Source organism: Longispora sp. NPDC051575 (assembly GCF_040681875.1).
In the GTDB taxonomy this organism is placed as follows: Bacteria; Actinomycetota; Actinomycetes; order Mycobacteriales; family Micromonosporaceae; genus Longispora.
In genome coordinates this window covers 399,757-424,049 of sequence record NZ_JBFAZP010000008.1, presented here as the reverse complement: position 1 = coordinate 424,049, position 24,293 = coordinate 399,757, and the positions used below count along the sequence as shown (strand labels likewise).

General features: G+C 71.9%; 25 protein-coding genes and 3 tRNA genes. 11 read left to right on the top strand and 17 right to left on the bottom strand.

Annotated elements, in window-relative coordinates; all coding sequences use genetic code 11:
• Positions 1 to 8 precede the first annotated feature (8 nt).
• Together AB0M43_RS26085 and AB0M43_RS26080 are read left to right on the top strand one after the other, a co-directional pair.
• A complete protein-coding gene (locus AB0M43_RS26085) occupies positions 9 to 242 on the top strand; it encodes an Lrp/AsnC ligand binding domain-containing protein (RefSeq protein WP_197007534.1) in 234 nt (77 codons plus the stop codon).
• Between the two features lie 33 nt (positions 243 to 275).
• Positions 276 to 857 carry a DUF3515 family protein gene (locus tag AB0M43_RS26080; RefSeq protein ID WP_363728380.1) on the top strand — a complete coding sequence of 194 codons (582 nt, stop codon included), beginning with the start codon at positions 276 to 278 and terminating at the stop codon, positions 855 to 857.
• Between the two features lie 18 nt (positions 858 to 875).
• On the opposite strand, the gene AB0M43_RS26075 is transcribed toward AB0M43_RS26080, so the two are convergent.
• The 4 genes from AB0M43_RS26075 to AB0M43_RS26060 form a co-directional block, all read right to left on the bottom strand.
• Positions 876 to 1,970, bottom strand: a complete 1,095-nt coding sequence (locus AB0M43_RS26075; protein ID WP_363728379.1) for a D-alanine--D-alanine ligase family protein — start codon at positions 1,968 to 1,970, stop codon at positions 876 to 878.
• Between the two features lie 11 nt (positions 1,971 to 1,981).
• Positions 1,982 to 3,079, bottom strand: a complete 1,098-nt coding sequence (locus tag AB0M43_RS26070; protein WP_363728378.1) for a cystathionine gamma-lyase — start codon at positions 3,077 to 3,079, stop codon at positions 1,982 to 1,984.
• A gap of 65 nt (positions 3,080 to 3,144) precedes the next feature.
• A complete protein-coding gene (locus AB0M43_RS26065; protein ID WP_363728377.1) occupies positions 3,145 to 4,122 on the bottom strand; it encodes an NAD(P)H-dependent glycerol-3-phosphate dehydrogenase in 978 nt (325 codons plus the stop codon).
• 11 nt (positions 4,123 to 4,133) lie between these two features.
• Entirely contained in the window at positions 4,134 to 4,844 is a 711-nt protein-coding gene (locus tag AB0M43_RS26060; protein WP_363728376.1) for a lysophospholipid acyltransferase family protein, read from the bottom strand.
• Between the two features lie 106 nt (positions 4,845 to 4,950).
• Here AB0M43_RS26060 and cofC point away from each other — a divergent pair, with 106 nt between their 5' ends.
• Genes cofC through AB0M43_RS26045 form a run of 3 tightly spaced genes read left to right on the top strand, consistent with a single transcriptional unit; the run spans position 4,951 to position 7,971 of the window.
• Positions 4,951 to 5,679: a 2-phospho-L-lactate guanylyltransferase gene (cofC, locus tag AB0M43_RS26055; RefSeq protein ID WP_363728572.1), complete on the top strand. Its 729-nt coding sequence runs from the start codon at positions 4,951 to 4,953 to the stop codon at positions 5,677 to 5,679.
• A 42-nt stretch (positions 5,680 to 5,721) separates the two neighbouring features.
• Complete coding sequence (locus AB0M43_RS26050) at positions 5,722 to 5,919, top strand: cold-shock protein (RefSeq protein WP_363728375.1); 198 nt, start codon at positions 5,722 to 5,724, stop codon at positions 5,917 to 5,919.
• Between the two features lie 18 nt (positions 5,920 to 5,937).
• Positions 5,938 to 7,971: an RNA degradosome polyphosphate kinase gene (locus tag AB0M43_RS26045; protein ID WP_363728374.1), complete on the top strand. Its 2,034-nt coding sequence runs from the start codon at positions 5,938 to 5,940 to the stop codon at positions 7,969 to 7,971.
• 69 nt (positions 7,972 to 8,040) lie between these two features.
• On the opposite strand, the gene AB0M43_RS26040 is transcribed toward AB0M43_RS26045, so the two are convergent.
• The 3 genes from AB0M43_RS26040 to leuC form a co-directional block, all read right to left on the bottom strand.
• Positions 8,041 to 8,703, bottom strand: coding sequence for an HU family DNA-binding protein (locus AB0M43_RS26040; RefSeq protein ID WP_363728373.1), 663 nt, complete (start codon positions 8,701 to 8,703; stop codon positions 8,041 to 8,043).
• Between the two features lie 244 nt (positions 8,704 to 8,947).
• Positions 8,948 to 9,538, bottom strand: a complete 591-nt coding sequence (gene leuD / locus AB0M43_RS26035) for a 3-isopropylmalate dehydratase small subunit (protein ID WP_363728372.1) — start codon at positions 9,536 to 9,538, stop codon at positions 8,948 to 8,950.
• Complete coding sequence (leuC, locus tag AB0M43_RS26030; RefSeq protein WP_363728571.1) at positions 9,538 to 10,935, bottom strand: 3-isopropylmalate dehydratase large subunit; 1,398 nt, start codon at positions 10,933 to 10,935, stop codon at positions 9,538 to 9,540. Before leuC ends, leuD begins: the two co-directional genes overlap by 1 nt.
• A 49-nt stretch (positions 10,936 to 10,984) precedes the next feature.
• On the opposite strand from leuC, the gene AB0M43_RS26025 reads away from it, so the two are divergent.
• Positions 10,985 to 11,671, top strand: a complete 687-nt coding sequence (locus AB0M43_RS26025; protein ID WP_363728570.1) for an IclR family transcriptional regulator — start codon at positions 10,985 to 10,987, stop codon at positions 11,669 to 11,671.
• A gap of 8 nt (positions 11,672 to 11,679) precedes the next feature.
• Here AB0M43_RS26025 and AB0M43_RS26020 read toward each other — a convergent pair whose 3' ends face one another.
• Positions 11,680 to 12,150 (bottom strand): hypothetical protein, encoded by a 471-nt coding sequence (locus tag AB0M43_RS26020; RefSeq protein ID WP_363728371.1) that lies wholly within the window; start codon positions 12,148 to 12,150, stop codon positions 11,680 to 11,682.
• A 302-nt stretch (positions 12,151 to 12,452) separates the two neighbouring features.
• On the opposite strand from AB0M43_RS26020, the gene AB0M43_RS26015 reads away from it, so the two are divergent.
• A complete protein-coding gene (locus tag AB0M43_RS26015) occupies positions 12,453 to 13,637 on the top strand; it encodes a sulfite oxidase (RefSeq protein ID WP_363728370.1) in 1,185 nt (394 codons plus the stop codon).
• Positions 13,638 to 13,810: 173 nt separating this feature from the next.
• Here AB0M43_RS26015 and AB0M43_RS26010 read toward each other — a convergent pair.
• The 6 genes from AB0M43_RS26010 to AB0M43_RS25985 all read right to left on the bottom strand — a co-directional run bounded on the left by AB0M43_RS26010 (position 13,811) and on the right by AB0M43_RS25985 (position 17,035).
• A tRNA-Glu gene (locus AB0M43_RS26010) sits at positions 13,811 to 13,883 on the bottom strand.
• A 37-nt stretch (positions 13,884 to 13,920) separates the two neighbouring features.
• A tRNA-Glu gene (locus AB0M43_RS26005) sits at positions 13,921 to 13,993 on the bottom strand.
• Positions 13,994 to 14,014: 21 nt separating this feature from the next.
• Positions 14,015 to 14,086: transfer RNA gene (locus AB0M43_RS26000), tRNA-Gln, on the bottom strand.
• Positions 14,087 to 14,113: 27 nt separating this feature from the next.
• A complete protein-coding gene (locus tag AB0M43_RS25995) occupies positions 14,114 to 14,842 on the bottom strand; it encodes an HAD family hydrolase (RefSeq protein ID WP_363728369.1) in 729 nt (242 codons plus the stop codon).
• Complete coding sequence (gene gltX / locus AB0M43_RS25990; RefSeq protein ID WP_363728368.1) at positions 14,839 to 16,269, bottom strand: glutamate--tRNA ligase; 1,431 nt, start codon at positions 16,267 to 16,269, stop codon at positions 14,839 to 14,841. The genes AB0M43_RS25995 and gltX overlap by 4 nt, the downstream gene beginning before the upstream one ends.
• Positions 16,262 to 17,035 carry a fumarylacetoacetate hydrolase family protein gene (locus AB0M43_RS25985; protein WP_363728367.1) on the bottom strand — a complete coding sequence of 258 codons (774 nt, stop codon included), beginning with the start codon at positions 17,033 to 17,035 and terminating at the stop codon, positions 16,262 to 16,264. The genes gltX and AB0M43_RS25985 overlap by 8 nt, the downstream gene beginning before the upstream one ends.
• A 222-nt stretch (positions 17,036 to 17,257) precedes the next feature.
• Between AB0M43_RS25985 and AB0M43_RS25980 the strand changes: the two genes are divergently transcribed.
• Positions 17,258 to 18,043, top strand: a complete 786-nt coding sequence (locus tag AB0M43_RS25980) for a 3-methyladenine DNA glycosylase (RefSeq protein ID WP_363728366.1) — start codon at positions 17,258 to 17,260, stop codon at positions 18,041 to 18,043.
• On the opposite strand, the gene AB0M43_RS25975 is transcribed toward AB0M43_RS25980, so the two are convergent.
• Together AB0M43_RS25975 and cimA are read right to left on the bottom strand one after the other, a co-directional pair.
• Positions 18,040 to 18,729, bottom strand: coding sequence for a hypothetical protein (locus tag AB0M43_RS25975; RefSeq protein ID WP_363728365.1), 690 nt, complete (start codon positions 18,727 to 18,729; stop codon positions 18,040 to 18,042). The genes AB0M43_RS25980 and AB0M43_RS25975 overlap by 4 nt on opposite strands.
• A gap of 129 nt (positions 18,730 to 18,858) precedes the next feature.
• Positions 18,859 to 20,445 (bottom strand): citramalate synthase, encoded by a 1,587-nt coding sequence (cimA, locus tag AB0M43_RS25970; protein ID WP_363728364.1) that lies wholly within the window; start codon positions 20,443 to 20,445, stop codon positions 18,859 to 18,861.
• 291 nt (positions 20,446 to 20,736) lie between these two features.
• On the opposite strand from cimA, the gene AB0M43_RS25965 reads away from it, so the two are divergent.
• The 3 genes from AB0M43_RS25965 to AB0M43_RS25955 all read left to right on the top strand — a co-directional run bounded on the left by AB0M43_RS25965 (position 20,737) and on the right by AB0M43_RS25955 (position 22,778).
• Entirely contained in the window at positions 20,737 to 21,288 is a 552-nt protein-coding gene (locus tag AB0M43_RS25965) for a peroxiredoxin (RefSeq protein ID WP_363728363.1), read from the top strand.
• A gap of 62 nt (positions 21,289 to 21,350) precedes the next feature.
• Positions 21,351 to 21,881, top strand: a complete 531-nt coding sequence (locus tag AB0M43_RS25960; protein ID WP_363728362.1) for a carboxymuconolactone decarboxylase family protein — start codon at positions 21,351 to 21,353, stop codon at positions 21,879 to 21,881.
• 183 nt (positions 21,882 to 22,064) lie between these two features.
• Entirely contained in the window at positions 22,065 to 22,778 is a 714-nt protein-coding gene (locus AB0M43_RS25955; protein ID WP_363728361.1) for a hypothetical protein, read from the top strand.
• A gap of 109 nt (positions 22,779 to 22,887) precedes the next feature.
• On the opposite strand, the gene AB0M43_RS25950 is transcribed toward AB0M43_RS25955, so the two are convergent.
• Positions 22,888 to 24,129 (bottom strand): MFS transporter, encoded by a 1,242-nt coding sequence (locus tag AB0M43_RS25950; protein WP_363728360.1) that lies wholly within the window; start codon positions 24,127 to 24,129, stop codon positions 22,888 to 22,890.
• Positions 24,130 to 24,293: the final 164 nt, after the last annotated feature.

Here is a 24,293-nt window from a genome sequence, read left to right as displayed (position 1 = left end):
GTCGTGTCGTGGTCCAGGCGTACATCCTGATCCAGACCGAAGTGGGCAAGGCGAGGGACGTGGCCGCCGCGATCGTGGACGTCCCCGGCGTCGCGAAGGTGGACGCCGTCACCGGCCCGTACGACGTGGTGGTCCTCACAGAGGCCCAGACCGTGGACGAGTTGGGCAAGATGGTGGTGAGTAAGGTGCAGGCGGTCCCCGGGATCACCCGGACACTCACGTGCTCGGTGGTGCATCTGTAGGTCCACCCCGGGCGTCGTACCCGAGGAGCCTGCGTGACCGATCCCGACCGGCGGGCCGCCGCGCGCACCGCCACGTTCGTCGCAGTCCCCGTAGCCGTCGCCGTCGGCGTCGCCGCGCTGTGGTTCGCGAGCCGGCAGGCCACCCCCGAGCCGCGCCCCACGTCCACGGCCGTGCCCAGCACCGGGGTCTCCGTGCCCGCCCTGCCCCTGGCCGGCGACGACATCGCGCGCTGCCGGGCCCTGGTGGAGGGGCTGCCGCCGACCTTCGGGGACCTGCCGCGCCGGCCCGTGACCGGCAACGCGGGGCAGACCGCCGCGTACGGCGAGCCGGCCGTGACGTTGGCCTGCGGCGGGCCCGCGACGACGTTCCCCCCGACGGGCACGCTGTTCCCGCTCAACGGCGTGTGCTGGTACGGGGAGCAGGCGAAGGACGCGAACGTCTTCCACACCGTGGACCGGGTGACACCGGTGCGGGTGAGCATTCCGACGGCGTACCAGGGGGAACTCATCTCCGCGTTCTCCTCCTCGGTCGCGGCGGCCGTGCCGGCGGTGGCCACGCCCCCGGCCGCGTGCCTGAACGAGGCCCCACGGACGGCGGGCCCCACGGCCCGGTGACACCGGGGCTCGCCGGGACTAACGCAGCCCGGTGCCCTTCCGCAACGCCGTCCGGATCAACCGCGACACCAGCTTCGGGTACGCCAGCCCCGAGGCCGCCCACATCTGCGGGAACTGCGAGATCGGCGTGAACCCCGGCATCGTGTTGATCTCGTTGATGTAGACCTCCAGCTCGGGGGTCACGAAGAAGTCCACCCGGGCCAGGCCGGCGCAGTCCAGGGCGGTGAAGGCCCGGACCGCGTAGTCCTGGAGCTTCGCGGTGACCTCGGCGGGCAGGTGCGCCGGGAGGTCGTACTCGCAGGCGTCGTCCAGGTACTTGGTGTCGAAGTCGTACCAGCCCGACACGCTGCGCACCATCCGGATCTCCGAGCACAGGCTCGCCTCCGGGGCGCCGCCGTGCTCGCCCTCCAGCACGCCGCACTCGACCTCGCGGCCCACGATCCCGGCCTCGATCACCACCTTCGGGTCGGCCTCGCGGGCCTTGGCGATCGCGGCGTCCAGGTCGGCCCAGTCGGTGACCTTCGAGATGCCGATGCTGGAACCGCCCCGGGCCGGCTTCACGAACACCGGCAGGCCCAGGCGCTCCTTGTCGGCCTCGTCGAACTCCTGGCCGGGCCGCAGCACGGTCCACGGGCCGATCGGGAGCCCCTCGGCGGCCAGCAGCTTGCGGGTGAACTCCTTGTCCATGCCGGCGGCGGAGGCGAAGACACCCGCGCCCACGTACGGCACGCCGGCCATCTCCAGGAGGCCCTGGATGGTGCCGTCCTCGCCGTACGGGCCGTGCAGGAGCGGCAGGACCACGTCGATGTCCGCGAGACCGGGCATGCCGGCGGTGGGCTCCAGCGCGACCACGGCGCCGCCGCCCCACAGTGCCACGGCCGCACCGGAGTCGCCGGTCACCTCGGGCAGCTCCCGGCCCTCGATCGCGAGGTCCGCCGGATCGCCCTGGGTGAGCACCCAGTGACCTTCGCGGGTGATGCCGATCGGCACGACCTCGAACTCGTCGGGGTCGAGCGCGGCGAACACGCTGCCCGCGCTGACTGCCGAAATGGCGTGCTCCGTGCTCCGACCGCCGAAGACGACCGCGACTCTGATCTTCCGCGCGCTGTTCACGGAGAGTCAATCTACCCGGCTGCGCGGTCCAGGGCGGTCGCGAGGTCGGCGAGAAGATCGTCGACATCCTCACACCCGCACGACAGCCGCACGAGGCCCTCGGGCACGTCCTCGCCCCACTGGGCCCGGCGGTCGGCCGTGGTGTGCAGCCCGCCGAAGCTGGTCGCGGGGTGCACCAGGCGCGCATGGGTCAGGAACGCGCCGACGTGGGCGGCCGAGGGCAGCTCGAAGGCCAGCACCCCGGGGATCCGGCGCATCTGGCGCAGGGCGACCGGGTCCGTGCCGGGCCAGCGCAGGTTCGTCACCTCGGGCCGCCGCGCCAGCAATCCGTGTACGGCCGCCGCGTTGGCGCTCTGCCGGGCCAGCCGCAGGTCGAGGGTGCCCAGGGACCGGTGCGCCAGCCACGCCTCGAACGGCCCGGGCAGGCCGCCGGTGTGGCTGCGCCAGGACCGCAGGGTGGCCAGCAGGTCGGGGTCGTTGCTGGCCACGTACCCGAGGAGCAGGTCCGAGTGGCCGGTGAGCGCCTTGGTGCCCGAGGCGACCACCAGATCCGCGCCGAGGTCCAGGGGCCGCTGGCCGAGCGGGGTGGCCATCGTGTTGTCCACGGCGACCAGCGCGCCGGCCGCGTGCGCCCGGGCCGACAGCGCCACGAGGTCGCAGACGGCCATGCTCGGGTTCGCCGGGGTCTCCAGGACCGCGAGCCGGACGCCGGTGAAGTCGTGCTCCCCGTCGGTCCGGATCGCGCGGACCTCGACCCCGCGCGGGGCCAGGTCGGCGTCCGCGAACAGCCGGACCCCGAAGTAGCCGTCGGCGGGGACGGTGACCGCGTCGCCGGGGCGGGTCAGGGCGAGCATCGCGGCGGACACGGCGGCCATCCCGTTGGCGAACACCAGGCAGCCGGCCGCGCCCTCCAGCTCGGCGATCGCGGACTCCAGCCGGCCCAGGGTCGGGTTGGTCTCCCGGCCGTACGCGTCGGGGGCGGCGGCCGGGCCCGTGACCGGGTCGAGGTGGTACGGGCCCGCGAACACCGGGCCGGGCAGGAAGGGCTGGCCGGGCACGGGCTCGGGCAGGCCGGCGCGGACCGCGAGGGTCCCGTCCCTGTACTCCACGGTGTCTCCTCTGATCAGAAAGGCCCGCCAGGCCTCACGCCCCGGCCCGGAAGCACGGTCCCCGGCTACTCCGGCTTGGTCTCGCGCCCCATCAGCGCCGCCAGCGCCTTCCGCGGATCCACACCCTCGTGGCACACCTGCTCGACCTGCTCGGTGATGGGCATCTCCACCCCGCAGCCGCGCGCCAGGTCCCGGATCGCCAGGCAGCTCTTCACACCCTCGACCGTCTGACGGGTACCGGCCTGCGCCTCCGCCAGGGTCGCGCCCCGCCCGAGCACCTCGCCGAACGCCCGGTTGCGCGCCTGGGGCGAGGAGCAGCTCGCGAACAGGTCGCCGAGCCCGGCCAGTCCCGCGAACGTCATCGGGTCCGCGCCGAGCTTCGCGCCGAGCCGGGCGGTCTCCGCGAGCCCCCGGGTGATGAGCGTGGCCTTGGTGTTGTGGCCGAGGCCCATGCCGGTGGCGATGCCGTACGCGAGCGCGATGACGTTCTTCACGGCGCCGCCCAGTTCGCACCCGATCACGTCGGCGCTGGTGTAGGGCCGGAAGTACCCGTTGGCGACGGCGTCCTGGACGAGTTCGGCGCGGGCCGGGTCCTCGCACGCGATCACGGAGGCGGTCGGCTGTTCGGCGGCGATCTCGGGGGCCAGGTTGGGGCCGGTGAGCACGCAGATCCGGTCCGCGGACAGGCCGGCGGCCTCGGCGATCACCTGGCTCATCCGCAGCCCGGTGCCGAGTTCGATGCCCTTGGCGAGGCTCACGACGGTGGCGGTGGGCGAGATCAGGTCCCGCCAGGCGACCAGGTTGTCCCGCAACGCCTGCGCCGGCACCGCGAGGACGACGAGCTCCGCGCCGTCGAGTGCCGCCCCGGCGTCGTCGGTGGCCGTGATGGCCGCCGGCAGCACGACCCCGGGAAGATAGTCGGGATTGTCGTGGAACCGGTTGATCCGCTCGGCGATCTCGGGCCGGCGGGCCCACAGGGTCACGTCGCTGCCGGCGTCCGCGAGCACCTTGGCGAACGTGGTGCCGAACGAACCAGCACTCATGACGACAGTCTTCACGCGTGGCCGCCCTTGTTCTGAGGGGAATACAACTCCGGGGCGTGACCGCCGCGGATGTCCTGCAACAGGTCCCGGATCGCGTACATGATCTCGTCCGTCACCTCCTGGAGCACCTTCGTCGTCAGCGGCGAGTCCCGCCACCGGCTCAGGTCGACCGGCGGGCCGGCCACGATGGCCAGGTCGTTGCGGAACCGCAGCCCGACCTTGTGGGTCACCGGGTCGAACATCCGCTCCGGGCCCCACTGGGCCATCGGGATCACCGGGGCGCCGGTGGTCAGGGCCAGCCGGGCGACGCCGGTCTTGCCCCGCATCGGCCAGTACTCCGGGTGCCGGGTGACCGTGCCCTCCGGGTAGAAGATGACGATCTCGCCCCGGTCCAGGGCCGCCTCCGCCGCCGAGAGGGCCTTGGAGGCGTCGGCGGTGTTGCGGTACACGGGAATCTGGCCGATGGCCCGGATCCAGGGGCCGACGACCGGGAGGTGGAACAGGCTCGCCTTGCCGAGGAACTGGGGCCACCGGCCGGCTTCGTAGACGTAGTGGGAGAGGCCGAACGGGTCGGCCTGGGAGATGTGGTTCGCCGCGAGGATCGCCGGGCCGGTCGCCGGAATGTGGCCCATGCCCCGGTAGTCCCGACGCGTCAGCGCCAGCACCGACGGCTTGACCGCGCTCACCGCCAACCGTCGCCAGAACCCCAGCCTGCGGCCCATCCGCAACCTCCCTGTTTCCCTGTCTGCCTGCTGATCGTCCGCCATCGCCGGCCCGCTGTCCATCGCGGGGTAGCCTGCCGGAGTGTCCCGTCCCGATCTGGGCCCCCTGGTCCCCGGCCCCCGTCCGGCCGGCCGCGACACCCCCGGCGGCGGCCCGTGGTGGTCGGTGGTCGTGCCGGTCAAGCGGGCGGCGCTCGGCAAGTCCCGGCTGCGCGGCGCGGTGCCGTGGGCCCGGCACGAGGATCTGGCCCGGGCGCTGGCCCTCGACACCGTCGCCGCCGTGGTGGCGTGTGCGGCGGTCCGGCGGGTGCTGGTGGTCACCGACGACGAGGAGCTGCGCGCGGCCCTGCCGCCGGGGGTGCTCGTCACCGCCGACCCGGGCGAGCTGGCGGCCGACCTGCGCGGGATGGCTGCCGGCCTCGGGGGGCTCCCGGGCGAAGACGGGCTGAACACCGCGATCCGGCACGGCCAGGCGGCCCTGGGCCCCCGGACCGGTCCGACCGCCGCGCTGACCGCCGACCTGCCCGCGCTCCGCCCCGCCGAGCTGGCCGCCGCGCTCGCCGCCGCGCTGGGCCACCGGCGCTGCCATGTCACCGACGCGGCGGGCACCGGCACGACTTTGCTCGCCTCCGCCGGGCCGCTGGACCCGTTGTTCGGTCCCGGTTCCGCCGCCGCCCATGTCCGGTCGGGCGCGGTGGCCCTTTCCGGGGACTGGCCGTCGCTGCGCCGGGACGTGGACACGGCGGCCGATCTCGGGTTCGCCGACGCGCTCGGGCTGGGCCGGTGGACCCGCGCCGTGATCGGCCGTCGCGCGGCGGACCAGGTGTCTCCGTAACAATCGAAAAGTCCTTGATCTGGTACCGCTAGGGTTGGCCCCATGCAGGGGACAGTCGCGACATGGAACGCCGGGGACCACTCGGGCACGGTGCTGCTCGACAACGGCCAGGAGCTGGACTTTTCCGCCGAAGCGTTCGAAGCTTCCGGGCTGCGGCTGCTCCGGTTGGGGCAGCGGCTCCGGCTGGACACCGATGAGCAAGGTCTCGTTTACCGGTTGGCCATCCCGACGATGCCCTGATCTGACCATGATGAACGGGTGACTGACGCACCCGATCTGCCCGCTGACCGGTTCCTCAACCGCGAGCTCTCGTGGCTCGACTTCAACGCCCGGGTCCTCACCCTCGCGGAGGACCCCCGGCTGCCGCTGCTCGAACGTGTCAAGTTCCTGGCCATCTTCGCCAGCAACCTCGACGAGTTCTACATGGTCCGGGTCGCGGGCCTCAAACGGCGGCTCACCATGGGCCTGTCGATGCACAGCCCGGACGGCCTGACGCACCGCGAACAGCTCGAACGGGTCGCGGCCCGGGGTTCGAGCCTGGTCGCCCGGCAGGGCCGGTGCTTCTCGCACGAGGTGCTGCCGGCGCTGGCCGCCGAGGACATCCACCTCGTGACGTGGTCGGAGCTGGGCGCGACCGACCAGGAGCGGCTCCGGGCGTACTTCCGGGACCAGATCTTCCCCGTCCTCACCCCGCTGGCGGTGGACCCGGCGCACCCGTTCCCCTACATCTCGGGGCTGTCGCTGAACCTGGCGGTCGTGGTCCAGGGCCCCGACGAGAGCCCGGAGCGGTTCGCCCGGGTGAAGATCCCGAACAACGTGCCCCGGTTCGTGACGGTCGGCCCGGGGCGGTACCTGCCCGTCGAGGAGCTGATCGGCGCGCACCTGGACCAGCTGTTCGAGGGCATGACCGTCATGGAGCAGCACGTGTTCCGGGTGACCCGCAACGCCGACCTGGACGTCGACGAGGACCGCGACGAGGACCTGCTCCAGGCCCTGGAGCGCGAGCTGGCCCGGCGCCGGTTCGGCCCGCCGGTCCGGCTGGAGATCGCGGCCGGGGTGTCCGACCACGTGCTGGAGCTGCTGATCCGCGAGCTGGACATGGACGCCCACGACGTGCTGCGGGTGCCGGGGCTGCTGGACCTGTCGGGACTGTGGCAGGTGTACAACGCCACGGACCGGCCCGACCTGAAGGACCGGCCGTTCGTGCCGGTGACGCACCCGCAGTTCGCGGACGGCGAGACGCCCAAGAGCGTGTTCGCGCAGCTCCGCGAGGGCGACATCCTGGTGCACCACCCGTACCACTCGTTCTCCACCAGCGTGCAGCGGTTCATCGAGCAGGCGGCCGCAGACCCGGGCGTGCTGGCCATCAAGCAGACCCTGTACCGCACCTCCGGCGACTCGCCCATCGTGGACGCCCTGGTGGCGGCGGCCCAGGCCGGCAAGCAGGTCGTGGTGCTGGTCGAGATCAAGGCCCGGTTCGACGAGCAGGCCAACATCGGCTGGGCGCGCACCCTGGAACGCGCGGGCTGCCACGTGGTCTACGGCCTCGTCGGCCTGAAGACCCACTGCAAGACCGCTCTGGTGGTACGCCAGGAGGGTGGCGTCCTGCGCCGGTACTGCCACGTCGGCACCGGCAACTACCACCCCAAGACCGCGCGGCTGTACGAGGACTTCGGCCTGTTCACCGCCGACCCCGAGGTGGGCGCGGACCTGACCGACCTGTTCAACCAGCTCACCGGATACTCGCGCCAGACCGGCTACCGGCGGCTGCTGGTGGCCCCGGTGCGGATGCGCCCCGGGCTCCTCGAACGGATCGAGGCCCAGGCGGCGCTCGGCTCCGAGGGGCTGATCCAGTTCAAGACGAACTCGATCGTGGACGAGCAGATCATCGACGCGCTGTACCGGGCCAGCCAGGCGGGCGTCACGATCGACCTCATCATCCGGGGCATCTGCGCGCTGCGACCCGGGGTGCCGGGCCTGTCGGAGACGATCCGGGTCCGTTCCCTGCTGGGCCGGTTCCTGGAGCACTCCCGGGTCTACCGGTTCGGCCGCACCGACCCGGAGTACTGGATCGGCTCCGCGGACCTGATGCACCGCAACCTCGACCGCCGGGTGGAGGCGCTGGTCCGGGTGACCGGGGAGGCGTCCCAGCAGGCCCTGGCGCTCGCGCTGGACCTGTCGATGGCCGACGACGTGTCGACGTTCGAACTGGACGGCAAGGGCGTGTGGAGCCGCCGGGCCGCCGAGGGCCCGAACCCGCAGGAGGAACTGCTCCGCCGGATGAACGCCTAGACACACGACAGGGCACCCGCCTCCATCCCCCAGGCGGGTGCCCTTATCAGCGTTCGTGCGGGGCGCTCGTTACTTCTTGGCGGCCTTCTTGGCCGGGGCCTTCTTCGCGGCGGCGGCGGGCTTGGCCGCGGCGACCTTCTTGGCCGGGGCGGCAGCCTTGGTGGCGGCGACCTTGGTGGCGGCGACCTTCTTCGCCGGCGCGGCCTTGGCGGCCACGGTCTTCTTGGCCGGCGCGGTCTTGGTGGCCGCCTTCTTCGCCGGCGCGGTCTTGGCCGCGGCGACCTTCTTCGCCGGAGCCGCCTTGGTGACGGCGACCTTCTTGGCCGGCGCCGCCTTCGCGGTGGTGGTGGTGGCCTTCTTGGCCGGAGCGGCCTTCGCGACGGCCTTGGTGGCGGTCTTGGTCGCGGCCTTGGCGGCCGGCTTCGCGGCGGCCTTGGTGGCGGTCGCCTTCGGCGCCTTGCCCGCGGCCACCAGCTCCTTGAAGCTGGCACCGGCGCGGAACGCCGGCACGTTGGTCTTCTTCACCTTGACGGCCTCGCCGGTCCGCGGGTTGCGTGCGGTGCGCGCGCCCCGGGTCCGCTTCTCGAAGACGCCGAAGCCGGTGAGCGAAACCTTGTCGCCCTTGGTGACCGCGTTCTGGATCTCAGCCAGTACCGCGTCGAGCGCCGCGGTCGCCGACTTCTTGTCCCCCAGCCGAACGGCCAGCGCCTCGATGAGCTCTGCCTTGTTCACGTATCCCCCTCAGAAGTTGCAGTGTGGTTCACACTGTTGTCATTCTGCGCGCACGTTAGGCCGGTTTGAGGCTGGATACAAATACCGATCGTAAGAGAATTGTTGTGTCGCAAGGATTTCCAACGCCCTCCGATAGTGGTAGTGGACGCGAAAACCGTTGGCACACAAGGAATCCAGATCATAAAGGAGCCGGTCGACGCCTCGCATCGACCGGCCCCGTCCGCGTGGCGGACCTCACCCTCTTCTACCTGGTGGAAGGCAGCCAGGCGGCCCTCGTCTGCTCGTACGAGCCGATCGCGTCGACGTTGCGGAGGGTCAGTCCGATGTCGTCCAGACCCTCCAGCAACCGCCAGCGGCTGAACTCGTCCAAGGGGAACGGCCGCACCCGGTCGGCGTAGCGCACCTCGCGCGCGACGACGTCCACGGTGACCGTCAGCGTCGGGTCCTCCTCGACCCGCTGCCACAGGTCGTCGATGACCGGCTGGCTCAACTCGACCGGCAGCAGCCCGCCCTTGAGCGCGTTGCCCCGGAAGATGTCGCCGAACCGGGGCGACAGCACGGCCTTGAACCCGTAGTCCAACAGGGCCCAGACCGCGTGCTCCCGGGACGAGCCGGTGCCGAACTCGGGCCCGGCGATCAGCACGCTGGCGGCGGCGTACCGGGGCTGGTTCAGCACGAACTCGGGGTCGGCGGCCCGCCAGGCGGAGAACAGCCCGTCCTCGAAGCCCGTCCGGGTGACCCGCTTGAGGTAGACCGCCGGGATGATCTGGTCCGTATCCACGTTGGAACGGCGCAGCGGGACGGCGGTACCGGTGTGCTCGGTGAACTTGTCCATCACTTCACATCCCCTGGGGCGGCCAGGCGGCCGACGATGGCGGTGGCTGCGGCGACCTGCGGGGACACCAGGTGGGTACGCCCGCCCTTGCCCTGCCGGCCCTCGAAGTTGCGGTTCGACGTGCTGGCCGCGCGCTCCCCCGGCTTCAGGGTGTCGGGGTTCATGCCCAGGCACATGGAGCAGCCGGCGAACCGCCACTCGGCACCCGCGGCCGTGAACACCTCGTGCAGGCCCTCGGCCTCGGCCTCCAGGCGGACCCGCGCGGAGCCGGGGACGACGAGCATCCGCACCCCGTCGGCGACCTGGTGTCCGCGCAGCACCTCGGCGGCGGCGCGCAGATCCTCCAGCCGGCCGTTGGTGCACGAGCCGACGAACACGACGTCCACCGCGATGTCGCGCAGCGGGGTACCGGCCGTCAGGCCCATGTACTCCAGCGCCTTGGCCGCCGCGACCGGGTCGTCGGTCTCCTCGGGCACCGGGACGGTGGCGCCGAGCGGCGCGCCCTGCCCCGGGTTGGTGCCCCAGGTGACGAACGGGGTCACGCTCGACGCGTCGATCTCGACCACCGTGTCGAACACGGCGTCGGCGTCGGTCGTCAGGGTGCGCCAGTAGGCCACGGCGGCGTCGAAGTCGGCTGGCGCGTGCGGCTTGCCCCGCAGGTACTCGAAAGTGGTGTCGTCCGGCGCGATCATGCCGGCCTTCGCGCCCCACTCGATAGACATGTTGCACACCGTCATCCGGCCCTCCATCGAGAGCGCCTCGATGGCCGGTCCCCGGTACTCCACGATGTGGCCGCGCCCGCCGCCCGTACCCACCTGGGCGATCAGCGCCAGGATCAGGTCCTTGGCCGTGACGCCCGGCCGCAGCTCGCCGGTCACCTCGACGGCCATGGTGCGCGGGACGGACTGCTGCAACGTCTGGGTGGCCAGGACGTGCTCCACCTCGCTGGTGCCGATCCCGAACGCCAGCGCCCCGAAGGCGCCGTGCGTGGCGGTGTGCGAGTCGCCGCACACGATCGTCATGCCAGGTTGGGTGAGCCCCAACTGGGGGCCGATCACGTGCACGATGCCCTGTTCGGCATCGCCCAGCGGGTGCAGCCGGACCCCGAACTCCGCGCAGTTCTTGCGCAGCGTCTCGATCTGGGTCCGCGACACCGGGTCGAGGATGTCGACCAGGTTGTCGGTCGGGGTGTTGTGGTCCTCCGTCGCGATCGTGAGATCGGGTCGGCGGACAGGACGCCCGGCGAGCCGTAGCCCGTCGAACGCCTGCGGACTGGTCACCTCGTGCAGCAGGTGCAGGTCGATATACAGCAGATCGGGCTCATCCGGGGCGCTGTGTACGACATGCGCGCCCCATACCTTCTCCGCGAGCGTGCGCCCCATGGTGGCTCCCACGATCTGGACTTCCCAAGGATTGGGAGGTATGTTTCGTCTCGTGGGACACAGTATCAGCGGAGTCGGCGTACTAGATAAAGCCGTCCTAATCCTTGAGACGTCCGTGGACGGCGCGAGCCTCGCCGAGTTGGTCGAGCGCACGCAACTGCCCCGGGCCACCGCGCACCGCCTGGCGCAGGCGTTGGAACAGCACAGGTTGCTGGTCCGCGACGCCCAGGGCCGGTGGCGCCCCGGGCCACGCCTGGGCGAACTCGCCAACGAGGCCCCCGACGTGCTCCTCACGGCGGCCGAGCCGATCCTGGCGATGCTCCGCGACCAGACCGGTGAGAGCGCCCAGCTCTACCTCCGCCGGGCCGACGACCGGATCTGCGTCGCCGCCGCCGAACGGTCCAGCGGCCTGCGCGACACGGTCCCGATCGGTTCGGTGCTGCCGATGACCGCCGGTTCCGCCGCCCAGATCCTGTTGGCGTGGGAGCCCCCGGAGGCCGTGCTGCCGCTGCTGCCCCGGGCCAAGTTCACGGCCCGGATCCTCGCCGAGGTGCGCAAACGGGGCTGGGCGTCCAGCGTCGCCGAGCGCGAGGCCGGGGTCGCGTCGGTGTCCTCACCGGTGCGGGACCGGACCGGCCGGGTGATCGCCGCCGTCAGCGTCTCGGGGCCGATCGAGCGGCTGACCCGGCGGCCGGGTGAGCGGCACGCGATGGCCGTGGTCCGCGCGGGCCAACGCCTCTCGGGCCTGTAGCCGAGGGGTCAGCGCCGGGGTCTGTGCTCCAGCACGGCGTCACGGATCTGGTCCGCCAGCCCGACCAGATCCGCGCGAAGACCGAAATACCAGTCCCATCGGGTACTGGCCACCACGTCGATCTCCATCTGGTGCCCGGTACCGAACCGCGTCACGGCCCGCAGCCGGCCGTCCTCGCGCAGCACGACGGTGAACTGGAAACCCGGGTCGGCCACCAACTCGACCGACCCCTGCCCCTCGCGCGCCAGCCCGCCCAGCGCCGCCGCGAACCGGTCCAGGTCCGGCCAGCGGACGAACCCGGTATCCGACCGCAACCGGGTCTCCTCGGCACCCGGCACGGTGAGCGGCCCCGGGACGTCGACGTGCAGGTGCGCGTGCCGGGGATCGCCGTCCGGCTCGTCCATCCAGCTCCGCCCACTACCGGCGGCCACGCTGAGACCGATGCCGTGCACGGGATCGAAGAAGGCGACACGACTCATGCCCCGAGTCTGTCAGCCCCGCAGGCGCCCGCCCGGTCCTGGCCTGCCAGCCCCGCAGGCGCCCGCCCGCCGCCACCCGCCCGGCCCCGCACCGGCTACCCATCCGGTCCTGCCACCCCAACCGCCTAGCCCCGCCGCCGCCACCTGTCTAGCCCCGCCGCATCCGCCCACATGGCCCTGGCGCATCCGCTGAACCGGACGGGCGGGACGTGCCGCGCAGTCCCCCCGGCCGGACGCTCCCCGACCTAAACTGAGGTCGAGCATTCCCACCGCCCCTGGACCCCTTCCAAGGAGGCCGGGCCATGTCCAAGCTCATGGACGTACAGACCGAGGCGCAGACCGGCACCGAGGCGCAGACCGGCCCCGCGTCGCCCGGGCCGGACCTGAGCCGGATCAGTCCGCCGTACCGGGTCGCCGGGCCCGACGAGGGCTTCTCCCCGGAGGAACTGGCCCTCGCCGCCCGCAACCACGGCATGCCGCAGGAGGCGCTGCGCTACGACGTCACCCCGGTGGGCCTGCACTATCTCCTGACCCACTACGACATCCCCGCCATCGACCCGGCGGCCTGGCGCCTCACGGTCGGCGGCCGGGTCACCCGCCCCCTCACCCTGGACCTGCACTCCCTGCGCGCCATCCCCGCCCGGACCATCCGCGTCACCATGGAGTGCGCCGGCAACGGCCGGGCCGGGCTCGACCCGCGCCCGGTGAGCCAACCGTGGCTGGTGCACGCGGTGGGGACGGCCGAGTGGACGGGCGCGCCGCTCCGCGACCTGCTCGCCATCACCGGCATCGAGGAGGACGCCGTCGAGATCGTGTTCACCGGGGCCGACCACGGGCTGGAACGCGGCGTCGAACAAGACTACCGGCGCAGCCTGCCGCTCGCCGAGGCCCTGTCCAGGGACGTGCTCCTCGCCTACGCCATGAACGGCGCCCCGCTGCCGCCCCAGCACGGCGCCCCGGTCCGCCTGGTGGTCCCCGGCTGGTACGGCATGGCGCACGTCAAGTGGCTCCGCGACATCACCGTGGCCTCCGAGCCGTTCACCGGCTACCAGCAGAACGCCTACCGCCTGCGCCAGACCCCGCAGGAGCCCGGCGAGCCGGTCACCCGGATCCGGCCCCGCGCCCTGATGGTCCCGCCCGGCTTCCCCGACTTCCTGTCCCGGACCCGGATCGTGCACCCCGGCCCGGTACTCCTGCGCGGCCGCGCCTGGTCGGGCTCCGCCCCGGTCACGGGCGTGGCGGTGAGCACCGACGGCGGCACCCGCTGGGCCCCGGCGATCCTCGACGAGCCGGACGGCCACCGGCACGCCTGGCGCGGCTGGTCCTTCGCCTGGCGCGCCACCCCGGGCGAGTACCTCCTGGCCGCCCACGCCACGGACGACTCCGGCGCCACCCAGCCCACGACCCAGTCCTGGACGGCCGGCGGCTTCGCCAACAACGCCATCCAGCTCGTCAGAACCGTCTGCGTCCCCACGACGACCACTTGACCGGGCAGACCAACCCGCGACGAGCACCGGCTGAGACGTGCCCACTCCCGGCAACCACCACGGGAGGGGGTGTGGGTGGAGCGAAGCTTCCCCACCACGCGCCCGGAACGGGCGCAGAAATAACGAAGGAGCCCCCACTCACGCTTTCCGTGAGTAAAGAGCTCCAAGCTACGTAGTCCCGAGGGGATTCGAACCCCCGCTACCGCCTTGAGAGGGCGGCGTCCTAGGCCGCTAGACGACGGGACCGCAGATACCACTTGTCTTGCTGAAATACTGTCGTGCGTAGCCCCGAGGGGATTCGAACCCCCGCTACCGCCTTGAGAGGGCGGCGTCCTGGGCCGCTAGACGACGGGGCCAGGTGGTGCGAGGACATTTTGCTGGGGTACCAGGACTCGAACCTAGACTAATGGAACCAGAAACCATCGGGCTGCCAATTACCCCATACCCCATCGGTGCCCTCGCACCGGAGATGAACTCTACCCGACGCCCTCCGTGACCTTCAAATCGGATCCCCGGTCGGGAAGTCCGAGCAGGCCAGGCAGGTCGAAGAGGGTCCGGATCCGCCTCGGGAAGGGGTTCGGACCACCGGTTCGGTCCAGCCACACCCCGAGAAGTCCGGCGTCGGAGGAACCCTGCGCGTCGAAGGCGAGGTTGTCGCCCACGTACGCGGTCTCAGCTGGGGAAACGTCGAGGGCCGCGCACGTGGAGTGGAAGATGGCGGGCGCCGGCTTCGCGATCCCGTATGTGTCGCGGCCCACAGAAATCGTGAACCGGTCCGCGATGCCGGTCAGGGCCAGCTTGGTGCGGGTGTAGTCCTCGTCGTTGTTGCTGATCACACCGAGGGTGAGCCCGGACAGCGCCGCCAGGCACGTCAGGACGTCGTCGAACAGGGTCAGGCTGGCCTCGTAGTGCGCCAGGTAGGCGTCGAACCAGGTGCCGGGGTCCGCCGGGCCCCGGCCGCCGAGGGCGCGGCGCATGCCGAGGGCCCGGTGCCGGCGCTGGTCGGCGAAGGTGAGCTCCCCCGCCAGGTACCTCGGAAAGTGTTCCTGTTCGAGCCTGGACCATTTTCCGGCCGCCGCCGGCAGTCGGGGTGCCGGGACGCCGAGCTCGGCGCAGTAGGCGATGATGCCCGCCCGCGCCGAGCTCTCGTAGTCCGTCAACGTCTGGTCGACGTCGAACAGGACAGTGGTGACCCGTGGACTCACAGTGCCTTCCGGAGCCTCTCCAGGGTCGTCTCGCGGCCCAGCAGCTCCATCGACTCGTAGAGGGGCGGCGAGACCGTCCGGCCCGTCACGGCGACCCTCAGCGGCGCGAACGCCACCTTCGGCTTCAGGCCCAGGCCGTCGATCAGGGCGGCCTTGAGGGCCTCCTCCAGCGCCGGGGTCGTCCACTCCACCTTCTCGACGACGCCGATCGCCGCCTCCAGCACCGGCCGGGCAGCCTCGGTGAGGACCTTGGCCGCGTGCGCCTCGTCGGGGGCGAAGGCGTCGCCGGAGAACAGGAAGCCGAGCATGTCCCGGGCCTGCGCCAGGGTGGTGATCCGGGTCTGGATCAGCGGAGCGGCGGCGGCCACCAGGTCCGGGTCGGCGCCGTCGGGCAGGAACGCCCGGATCCGGTCCGCGAAGTCGGCCGGGTCGAGCCGGCGCACGTGCTCGGCGTTGATGGCCTCGCACTTCTTCTCGTCGAACCGGGCCGCGCTGGAGTTGACGTTGTGCAGGTCGAACGCGCTGATCAGCTCCGCCATCGTGAAGATGTCGCGGTCCGGCGCGATGGCCCAGCCCAGCAGGGCCAGGTAGTTCGCGAGGCCCTCGGGGAGGTAGCCGGCGTCGCGGTAGGCGAAGAAGTTCGACCGGGGGTCGCGCTTGGACAGCTTCTTGTTGCCCTCGCCGGTGACCAGCGGCAGGTGCGCGTAGTCCGGGACGGTCTCGGCGATGCCGAGTGCCACCATGGCCCGGAACAGCACGATCTGGCGCGGGGTGGACGACAGCAGGTCCTCGCCCCGGGAGATCAGGTTGATCCGCATCATGGCGTCGTCGACCGGGTTCGTCAGGGTGTACAGCGGCTGGCCGTTGCCCCTGACGATCACGTAGTCGGGCACGCTGCCGGACTTGAAGGTGACCTCGCCGCGCACCGCGTCGACCCAGGTGATGTCCTCGTCGGGCATCCGGATCCGGAGCACGGCCTCGCGGCCCTCCGCCTTGAACGCGGCGACCTGCTCGGCCGTCAGGTTCCGGTCGAAGCCGTCGTAGCCCAGCTTCGGGTCGCGGCCGAGCGCCTTGTGCCGGGCCTCGATCTCCTCGGGCGTGGAGTAGGACTCGTAGGCGTAGCCGGCCTCGAACAGCTTGGCGGCCACGTCGCGGTAGATGTCGCCGCGCTCGGACTGCCGGTACGGGCCGTAGGGGCCGCCCAGGTCCGGGCCCTCGTCGTAGTCCAGGCCGAGCCAGCTCATGGCGTCGAGCAGCATCTGGTACGACTCGGCGGAGTCGCGCGCCGCGTCGGTGTCCTCGATCCGGAAGATCAGCTTGCCGCCGTGGTGCCGGGCGTGCGCCCAGTTGTAGAGGGCCGTGCGCATCAGCCCGACGTGCGGCGTACCCGTCGGCGAGGGACTGAACCGGAGCCGGAGATCAGACAAGTTCCACAACCTTGTTCGTGAGGGCCCCGAGGCCCTCGATGGAGACGGTCACGGAGTCGCCGGCCGTCAGGACGTCCACGCCGGCGGGCGTGCCGGTGAGGATCACGTCGCCGGGCAGCAGCGTCATCACGTGGGAGACATAGGAGACCAGAGTCGGGACGTCGAACACCATGTCTTTTGTCCGGCCCAGCTGGCGGACCTCCTCGTTCACCTCGCAGCGGATCTCGAGGTCGCGCCAGTCCAGCTCGGTCTCGATCCACGGCCCGAACGGGCAGAACGAGTCGAAGCCCTTGGCCCGGGTGAACTGCACGTCCTTCTTCTGCAGGTCGCGGGCCGTGACGTCGTTGGCGATCGAGTACCCGAAGATGGCCTGTTCGGCGCCGGCCCGGTCGACCCGGCGCGCGCCCGGCAGCCCGATCACGATCGCCAGTTCGGCCTCGTGCTCGACCTGCTTGGACTGCGGCGGCAGCGAGATGGCGTCGTTCGGGCCGATGATCGTGGTCGACGGCTTGAGGAAGAGCAGCGGCTCCGCCGGGACCTCGCCGCCCATCTCCTTGGCGTGGTCGGCATAGTTGCGGCCCACGCACACGATCTTGCTGGGCAGCATCGGGGCGAGCAGCCGCACGTCGGCGAGCGCCCACCGCTGACCGGTGAACGTGAGCCGACCGAAGGGGTGCCCCTCCAGCTCGGCGATGGTGGGCGACTGGTCACCCTCCACCACGCCGAACGACATGCCGCCCGCATGGGCAAACCGGGCAATACGCACTGTGATAAGTCCCTTGGCCAGAGCAGATTCGGTACCCCAGAATCTATCTCTTCGCCCGCGCGCGCCTGGTTGGAGCCCTCAGGGGTCACATTCGCGGTCCTGGCCGACCGGGCCGCCGGGCCGCTCCGGTAACTTCGGAGGGTCGGCCGGCGTGCCGGGCCGGGGGCCGGGAGCCGGGCGGGGAGCGGCCGGAATCCCGGCGGAGACAGGGGAAGCGGGCAGGTGGACAGGCGGGCGGCACACGAGGCGCGGGTGGACGCGCTGGTCGCCGCGCACCTCGACCGCCGCCGGCAGGGCCTGAAACACCCCGTCGAGGACTTCCTGTTCACGTACTACAACCACCGGCCCAACCAGCTGCGCGCCTGGTACCCCGGCTTCGACCGGGCGCCCACCGGGAAGGAACGGGCCCGGATCGGCTGGATCCGCGACCTGCTCGCTGCGACCCGCGACCGGCCACCGCACCTGGGCTGCTTCGGCCTGCACGAGTGGGCGATGGTCTACAGGGACACCGAAACCCGCCATCCGGTACCGCTGCGGATGGGCCACGACGAGCTCGCCGCGTTCGTCGAGTCCCAGAACGTCCGGTGCGGGCACTTCGACGCGTTCCGGTTCTTCACGCCCCCGGCCCGGAGCCTGAACCTGCTGCAGCCGACCCGGGACACCCAGCGCGACCACGAGCAGCCGGGCTGCCTGCACGCGAACATGGACCTGTACAAGTGGGCGTACAAGCTGGCGCCGCTCGTGCCGGCCGAGCTGGTCGTCGACTGCTTCGAGCTGGCCCGCGACATCCGGACCCTGGACATGCGGGCCAGCCCGTACGACCTGGCGGCGCTGGGCTACCCGCCCGTCCGGATCGAGACCCCGAACGGCCGGGCGGAGTACGTGACCCACCAGCGGGCGTTCGCCGGACGGGCCGCGCCGCTCCGCGACCGGCTGGTCGACGCCTGCGACCGGCTGCTCGCCACCGCGCCGGACCCGGCGACGGTCGGCGGCGACAGGGTCCCCTAGGCGAACCTCTCCACCAGCGCCGGGACCAACCCGGCGAAGCGGGCCTCGGCCCGCAGGCCGTGCAGCAGGGGCCCGATCGTGCTGTCGGCGGGCCCGATGAGCAGGGCCGTGACATCCACGGCCCAGGCGTGGGCGGCCCCGACCCGGCGGAGTTCCCAGGACACCCGGTCGCCGGCCAGGTCCCGGCGGGCCACGCCGAGCACCCGGGCGTCGGAGGTCGCGGTCAGCCCCCACCCGGCGGCCAGCCCGGCCACGGCGGCGGGGCCCAGCTCGCCCGCGAACAGCAGCCGGTACATCCTGCGGCTGTGGTAGCCGGCCGGCGGTCCGGCGGGGCCCAGGGCCAGCGGGGCCGTGACGGCCAGGTCGTGGCGATCGCGGAACTCCGCCCGCAGTTCCGCCTCCCCGGGCAGCGGCCCCCCGCTCAGCCTGCGAAAAGCCGTCTCGGCCCCGGCCCGCGACACCGGCCGGACCTGAGCGCGCAACTCCCGGTCCACCCGCATCCGACGGCAGAACTCGGCGGTGCTCCACCAGCCCGGGTCGGATCCGGTCCAGCCGGCGCTGTCGATGGCCAGCACGGTGTGGTCCGGCGCGGTGACGAACTCCTCGACCAACAGGCCGCCGGGGCCCCTGCCGAGAAGGTAGTAGTCGAGTGGCGGTGCCGCGGTGGGCAGCAGTTCGACGGGCATGTGGGCATGGTGCCCTGTCCGGCGGGCGCGGGACGGGCGGCGTGGCCGGCGCGGCACAGGAAATCTGGACCGCGCCGGCCACGCCGCCCGGGTGGAGAGCGCCTCGGCACAGGACCTACCGGACAGGCCCTAGTCGCCGAGCCGGCGCCGGGCCTTGTCGCCGCCCTGCTGGAGCGCGTGGGTGAGCGCGTCGACCAGGGCCAGCCAGCTCGCCTCCACGATGTTGCCGTGCACCCCGACCGTGGTCAGCTCGGCGTCGCGGTGCGTGGACTCCACCAGCACCCGGGTCACCGCGTCCGTGCCGTGCGAGCCGGCCAGGATCCGCACCTTGTAGTCGACGAGTTCCAGCGAGGACAGGGCCGGGTAGAACTCGACCAGGGCGAGGCGCAGCGCCTGGTCGAGGGCGTTGACCGGCCCGTTGCCCTCGGCGGTGGCGATGGTCCGCTCCCCGCCCACCACGATCTTGACCGTGGCCTCGGAGACCACCGCGCCGTCGGGCCGGTGCTCGACGATCACCCGGTAGGACTCCAGGTCGAAGGGCGCCTTCACGTCGCCGAGCGCGGACCGCACCAGCAGCGCGAACGACGCGTCGGCGGCCTCGAACGACCAGCCCTGCGCCTCCAGGGACTTGACCCGGTCGGCGACGGCGGTGAGTACAGTGGGTTGGCCGGCCAGGTCCAGTCCGAGCTCACGGGATTTGAGCTCGATGCTGGCCCGGCCGGCCATCTCGGTGATCAGGATGCGCATGTCATTGCCGACGGTGGTCGGATCCACATGGTTGTACAGCTCCGGATCGACCTTGATCGCGCTCGCGTGCAGCCCCGCCTTGTGAGCGAACGCTGCGTGCCCGACATAGGCCTGGTGGGTGTCGGGTGCGATGTTGGCGATCTCCGCGATGGCGTGCGAGACGCGCGCCATCTGCTCGAGGCACCCCGGCGGTAGCACGGGGAGCCCGAGTTTGAGGGCGAGGTTGCCGACGACCGCGAACAGGTCCGCGTTGCCGGGTCGCTCGCCGTAGCCGTTGGCCGTGCCCTGGACGTGCAGGACACCGGCCTCCACGGCCGCGATGGTGTTGGCCACCGCGCAGGAGGTGTCGTTCTGGGCGTGCATGCCGAGCAGCGCGGGGTCGACGCCCAGCTCGGTGATGGCCCGGGTGATGCCGGAGGGCAGGGAGCCGCCGTTGGTGTCGCAGAGCACGACGCGCTCGGCCCCGGCCTCCAGAGCCTTTTCCACGACCCTTTTCGTGTACGCCGCGTCGAAGCGGAACCCGTCGAAGAAGTGCTCGCAGTCCACGAACACCCGGCGACCCTCGGCGACGAGGTGCGTGACCGTGTCGTACACCATCGCGAGGTTCTCTTCCGGGGTGGTGCGCAGCGCGCGCTCGACGTGCCGCAGGTCGGCCTTCGCGACGAGGGCGATGGCCGGGGTCTCCGCGTCGAGCAGCGCCCGGACCTGCGGGTCGTCGGCGGCGGTCAGCCCGGCCTTGCGGGTGGCGCCGAACGCGACCATGACCGCGTGCTTGAGCTGGAGTTCGTCGCGGGCCCGGCGGAAGAACTCGGTGTCCTTGGGCATCGCGCCGGGCCAGCCGCCCTCGATGAACCCCACGCCGAACTCGTCGAGCAGCCGGGCCACGGCGAGCTTGTCCACCACCGAGTAGGTGATGCCCTCGCGCTGGGCACCGTCACGCAATGTCGTGTCAAAGACCTGGAAGTCCATCGTTATCTCCAGAAGATTCCTGCAACAAAAAAGACCCTCCGCGGGATGCGGAAGGTCTGCGCACTGACGGGGACGGGCTTCGATGCCCTACAGGTCAGCGCGCCGGGCCAATAATGAGCAGGCTGGTCACAAGGGCAACCTTTCCATGACGTCCGGTTATCTGGAAATCACTCCCAGATAACGGGACGAGTGTGAGCTACTTCATACTAGTGTCGCCCCCCTGGGCGATTTCGGCACTCGTAGGGCACAATCTGGAATGACTCCAATCAACCGCCCTACAGGAGAACCTCTGTGCTTACCGTTGGTGACCACTTCCCGGCCTACGAGCTGACCGCCTGCGTGTCGCTCGACGCCGACAACGCCTTCGAGACCATCACGAACAAGTCCCACGAGGGCAAGTGGCGCGTCGTCTTCTTCTGGCCGAAGGACTTCACCTTCATCTGCCCGACGGAGATCGCCGAGTTCGGCCGGCTGAACGGCGAGTTCGCCGACCGCGACGCGCAGGTCCTGGGCGCCTCCGTGGACAACGAGTTCGTGCACTTCGCGTGGCGCAAGGACCACCCGGACCTGCGCGACCTGCCGTTCCCGATGCTGTCGGACATCAAGCGCGAGCTGTCCGAGGCGGCCGGCATCCTGGGCGAGGACGGCGTGGCGCAGCGCGCGACGTTCATCGTCGACCCGAACAACGAGATCCAGTTCGCCATGGTCACCGCCGGTTCCGTGGGCCGCAACGTCGCCGAGGTCCTCCGGGTCCTCGACGCGCTGCAGACCGACGAGCTGTGCCCCTGCAACTGGAACAAGGGCGGCGACACCCTGGACGCCAAGTCCCTGATGGCCAGCTAGTTCTCCGTGGAGAGGGGGCCTGTCGGCCCCCTCTTTCCCGTTCGCGCGAAAGGAACCACCCCGTGGGTCTCGACACCCTGAAGGACGCCCTGCCGGCGTACGCGAAGGACACCAAGCTCAACCTGGGCTCCGTGCTCGGCAACGCCACCCTGCCCGAGCAGCAGGCCTGGGGCGCGGCGCTCGCCTGCGCCATCGCGGCGCGCAGCCCGCGGGTGATCCGCGAGATCGCCGCCGAGGCCGCCGACCGGCTCAAGCCCGAGGCCGTCGAGGCCGCGAAGGCCGCCGCGTCCATCATGGCCATGAACAACGTGTACTACCGCGCCAAGCACCTGATCGGCGACGAGGCGTACCAGACCCTGCCCGCCCGGCTGCGGATGTCCGTCATCGGCCAGCCCGGCGTGGACAAGGTCGACTTCGAGCTGTGGTGTCTGGCGGTCTCCGCGATCACCGGCTGCGGGGTCTGCCTGGAGTCGCACGAGAAGGCGCTGATCAAGGCCGGCCTCGGCCGGGACGCGATCCACGACGCGCTGCGGATCGCCGCCGTCGTGCACGCCGCCGCCGTCACGCTCGACGCCGAGGCCGCGCTGGCCTAGTCGCCGCGCCCGGCGCGGAAAGCGCGCTGGCATAGGCACTTCCGAGGAGAAGTTGTCGTCCACCCGACCCGGGTGACGGCAACTTCTCCTTTCCCGTTCCTTGACACGGCACCACCCCGCGCGACATTGTCGAATCGATGCATGTCACTGCATGATCGACTGGGGGCGCGGGGAAGGCGCGGCGTGACGCCGACGGAACACCCATATGCCACGGGCGAACTCGCCTCCGTGGTGGACACCGCACCGGGCGAGGGCTGGATCGGTCTGCACCGCCGCCCGCCACCCCGCACGGTCCTGTCCCGCAGGTCCGAACTGGCCTGGTTCCTGTTCTGCGCGCTGATGCTGTTCCTCGTCGCGTCCTCGACCAGCGAGCTGCTCACCGAACCGTCGGGCCGCGCCGCCGGGCGCGCCGACGAGCCGGGGGTGATGGCCCCGCCCGGTTCGGGTTCGCTGGACTCGCAGACGGCCGCGCTCCGGGCCCGGGCCACGGCCACCCGGACCGCCAGCCCCTCCCCCACGCCCACGGCGTCCGGGTCGGCGCGGAGCACGCCCGCCGGCCAGCCACCGGTTTCCCAGGGGCCGACCAGCGTGCCGACCACGGGCGGCACCGGCGTGACCGTCAACGCGACCGGAACCCCGGAGTGCGGGGCGTCCTCGTGGAGCGTGGCGGTCAGCGCGACCGTGGTGGGCGGCACGGCGACCGAGGCCAGCGTGTACGCGCGCCGCGACGACCTCGGCGGCAGCTGGCAGTTCAGCCGGATGGCGGGCGGGCCGAGGACGTACTCCGGCAGCACCTACACGGAGCCGTCCTTCTCCGCCATCGCGTGGTACGTGTCCGTCCGGTTGTCCGACGGCCGGATGCTGTCCTCGCCGATGCGGGTGACCGGCGGCTGCTGAGCGGGACGCCGCCCGTCCGAGAGGTGCCGCCGGAGCGGGACTTGTCGCCGCCCGGGGACCGCCGGACCGCGACGTGCCTCCGCCCCGGAACCAGTCGGACCGGGACCCGCTAGACCGTGACCTGCTCGGCCGGCAGCTGGGACACCGACGGCCGGGGGGTCGCGAGCAGTCGGCGCAGGCGCGGCGCGGTGGCCACGGCCAGCACGACCGCGAGCAGCCCGGCGACCACCGGAACCGTGAAGGCCCCCTGGTAGCCGTACCGGTCGGCGAGGACGCCCGAGAGCGCCGAACCGACCGCGTTGCCGGCGACCGTGCCGCTGGCCATCAGGGTCATGGCGGCGCCCGCCCGGCGGGCCGTGGTGAGCCGCTCGGCGAGGACGTACCCCGTGATCAGGTACGGGGCGACCGCGACGCCGAGGAACGCCAGCGCGGCCATCGCCGAACCCAGCGAGTCCACCAGCAGCAGCGACGCCGCCCCGACGAACAGCGCCACGGCGAACACGACATAGCGCAGCGACACCCGGAACCGGGTGGGCAGCACGGCGGTGAGCAGGCCGGCGACGACACTGCCGACGCCCATCATCGCGTACACCAGGCCGCCGGCCCCGGTCTGGCCGATGTCCTTGGCGAGCGCGGTGATGCCGGTCTGGGTCGCGCCGAACACCACGCCGATGAACACCATGGCCGCGACCAGGCCCCACAGGTCCGGGCTGAGCCGGTCCTTCGGGGCGTCGGACGGCACCCGGAGCACGGGCGGCGCGGTCGGGTGCAGGGCGAACAGGGTGCCGGCGACCAGGAGCAGCGCGATCGCGCCGATCAGGGGCAGGGTCGGGTGCCCGGTCAGGGCGAGCGCGCCGACCAGGGCCGGGCCGGTGATGTACGCGGTCTCGTCGGCGGTGCCCTCGTACGACATCGCGGTGGGCATCAGCCGCTGCTGGCCGCGCTCGCCGAGCAGGGCCGCCCAGCGCACCCGGACCAGCGGCCCGACCTGCGGGGTGGCGAATCCGGCGAGCGCCGCGGCGGCGGCCGTGACGACGAGCGGGGCGTGGCTGAGGGCGGCGTAGAGCAGGGCCGCGTACGCGAGGGCGTCGGCCAGCGAGGCGACGAGTCCGACGAGCCGCTGCCCGTACCGGTCGGCCAGAGAACCGACCACCGGGCCGCCGAGGGCGGAGCCCACCCCGAGCGCGCCGGCCGCGACACCCGCGGCGGTGAGGCTGTCGGTGGTGGTGACGACGAGGGTGAGCGCGCCGACGATGCCCATGGCGGCGGGCAGTCGGGCGAGGAAGGCGAGCAGGAGGAAGCCGGGTCCGGTCGTGGACAGCAGCCCCCGGTAAGCGCCCAGGGCAGGCATGGTCGTCCCTTTCGAGGTTGCCGAAAGTGACGCGCAGCCCCGCCCCCAGCGCGTGCTCTTCATGAGCCCTGTGCACTGCCGACAGAGATCGACAGCGCTTCCATCGTAGATCGACTCTGCGTCCCGGGTCACGGGTGAGTGGCCGGGATCTCCAGAACAGGTAG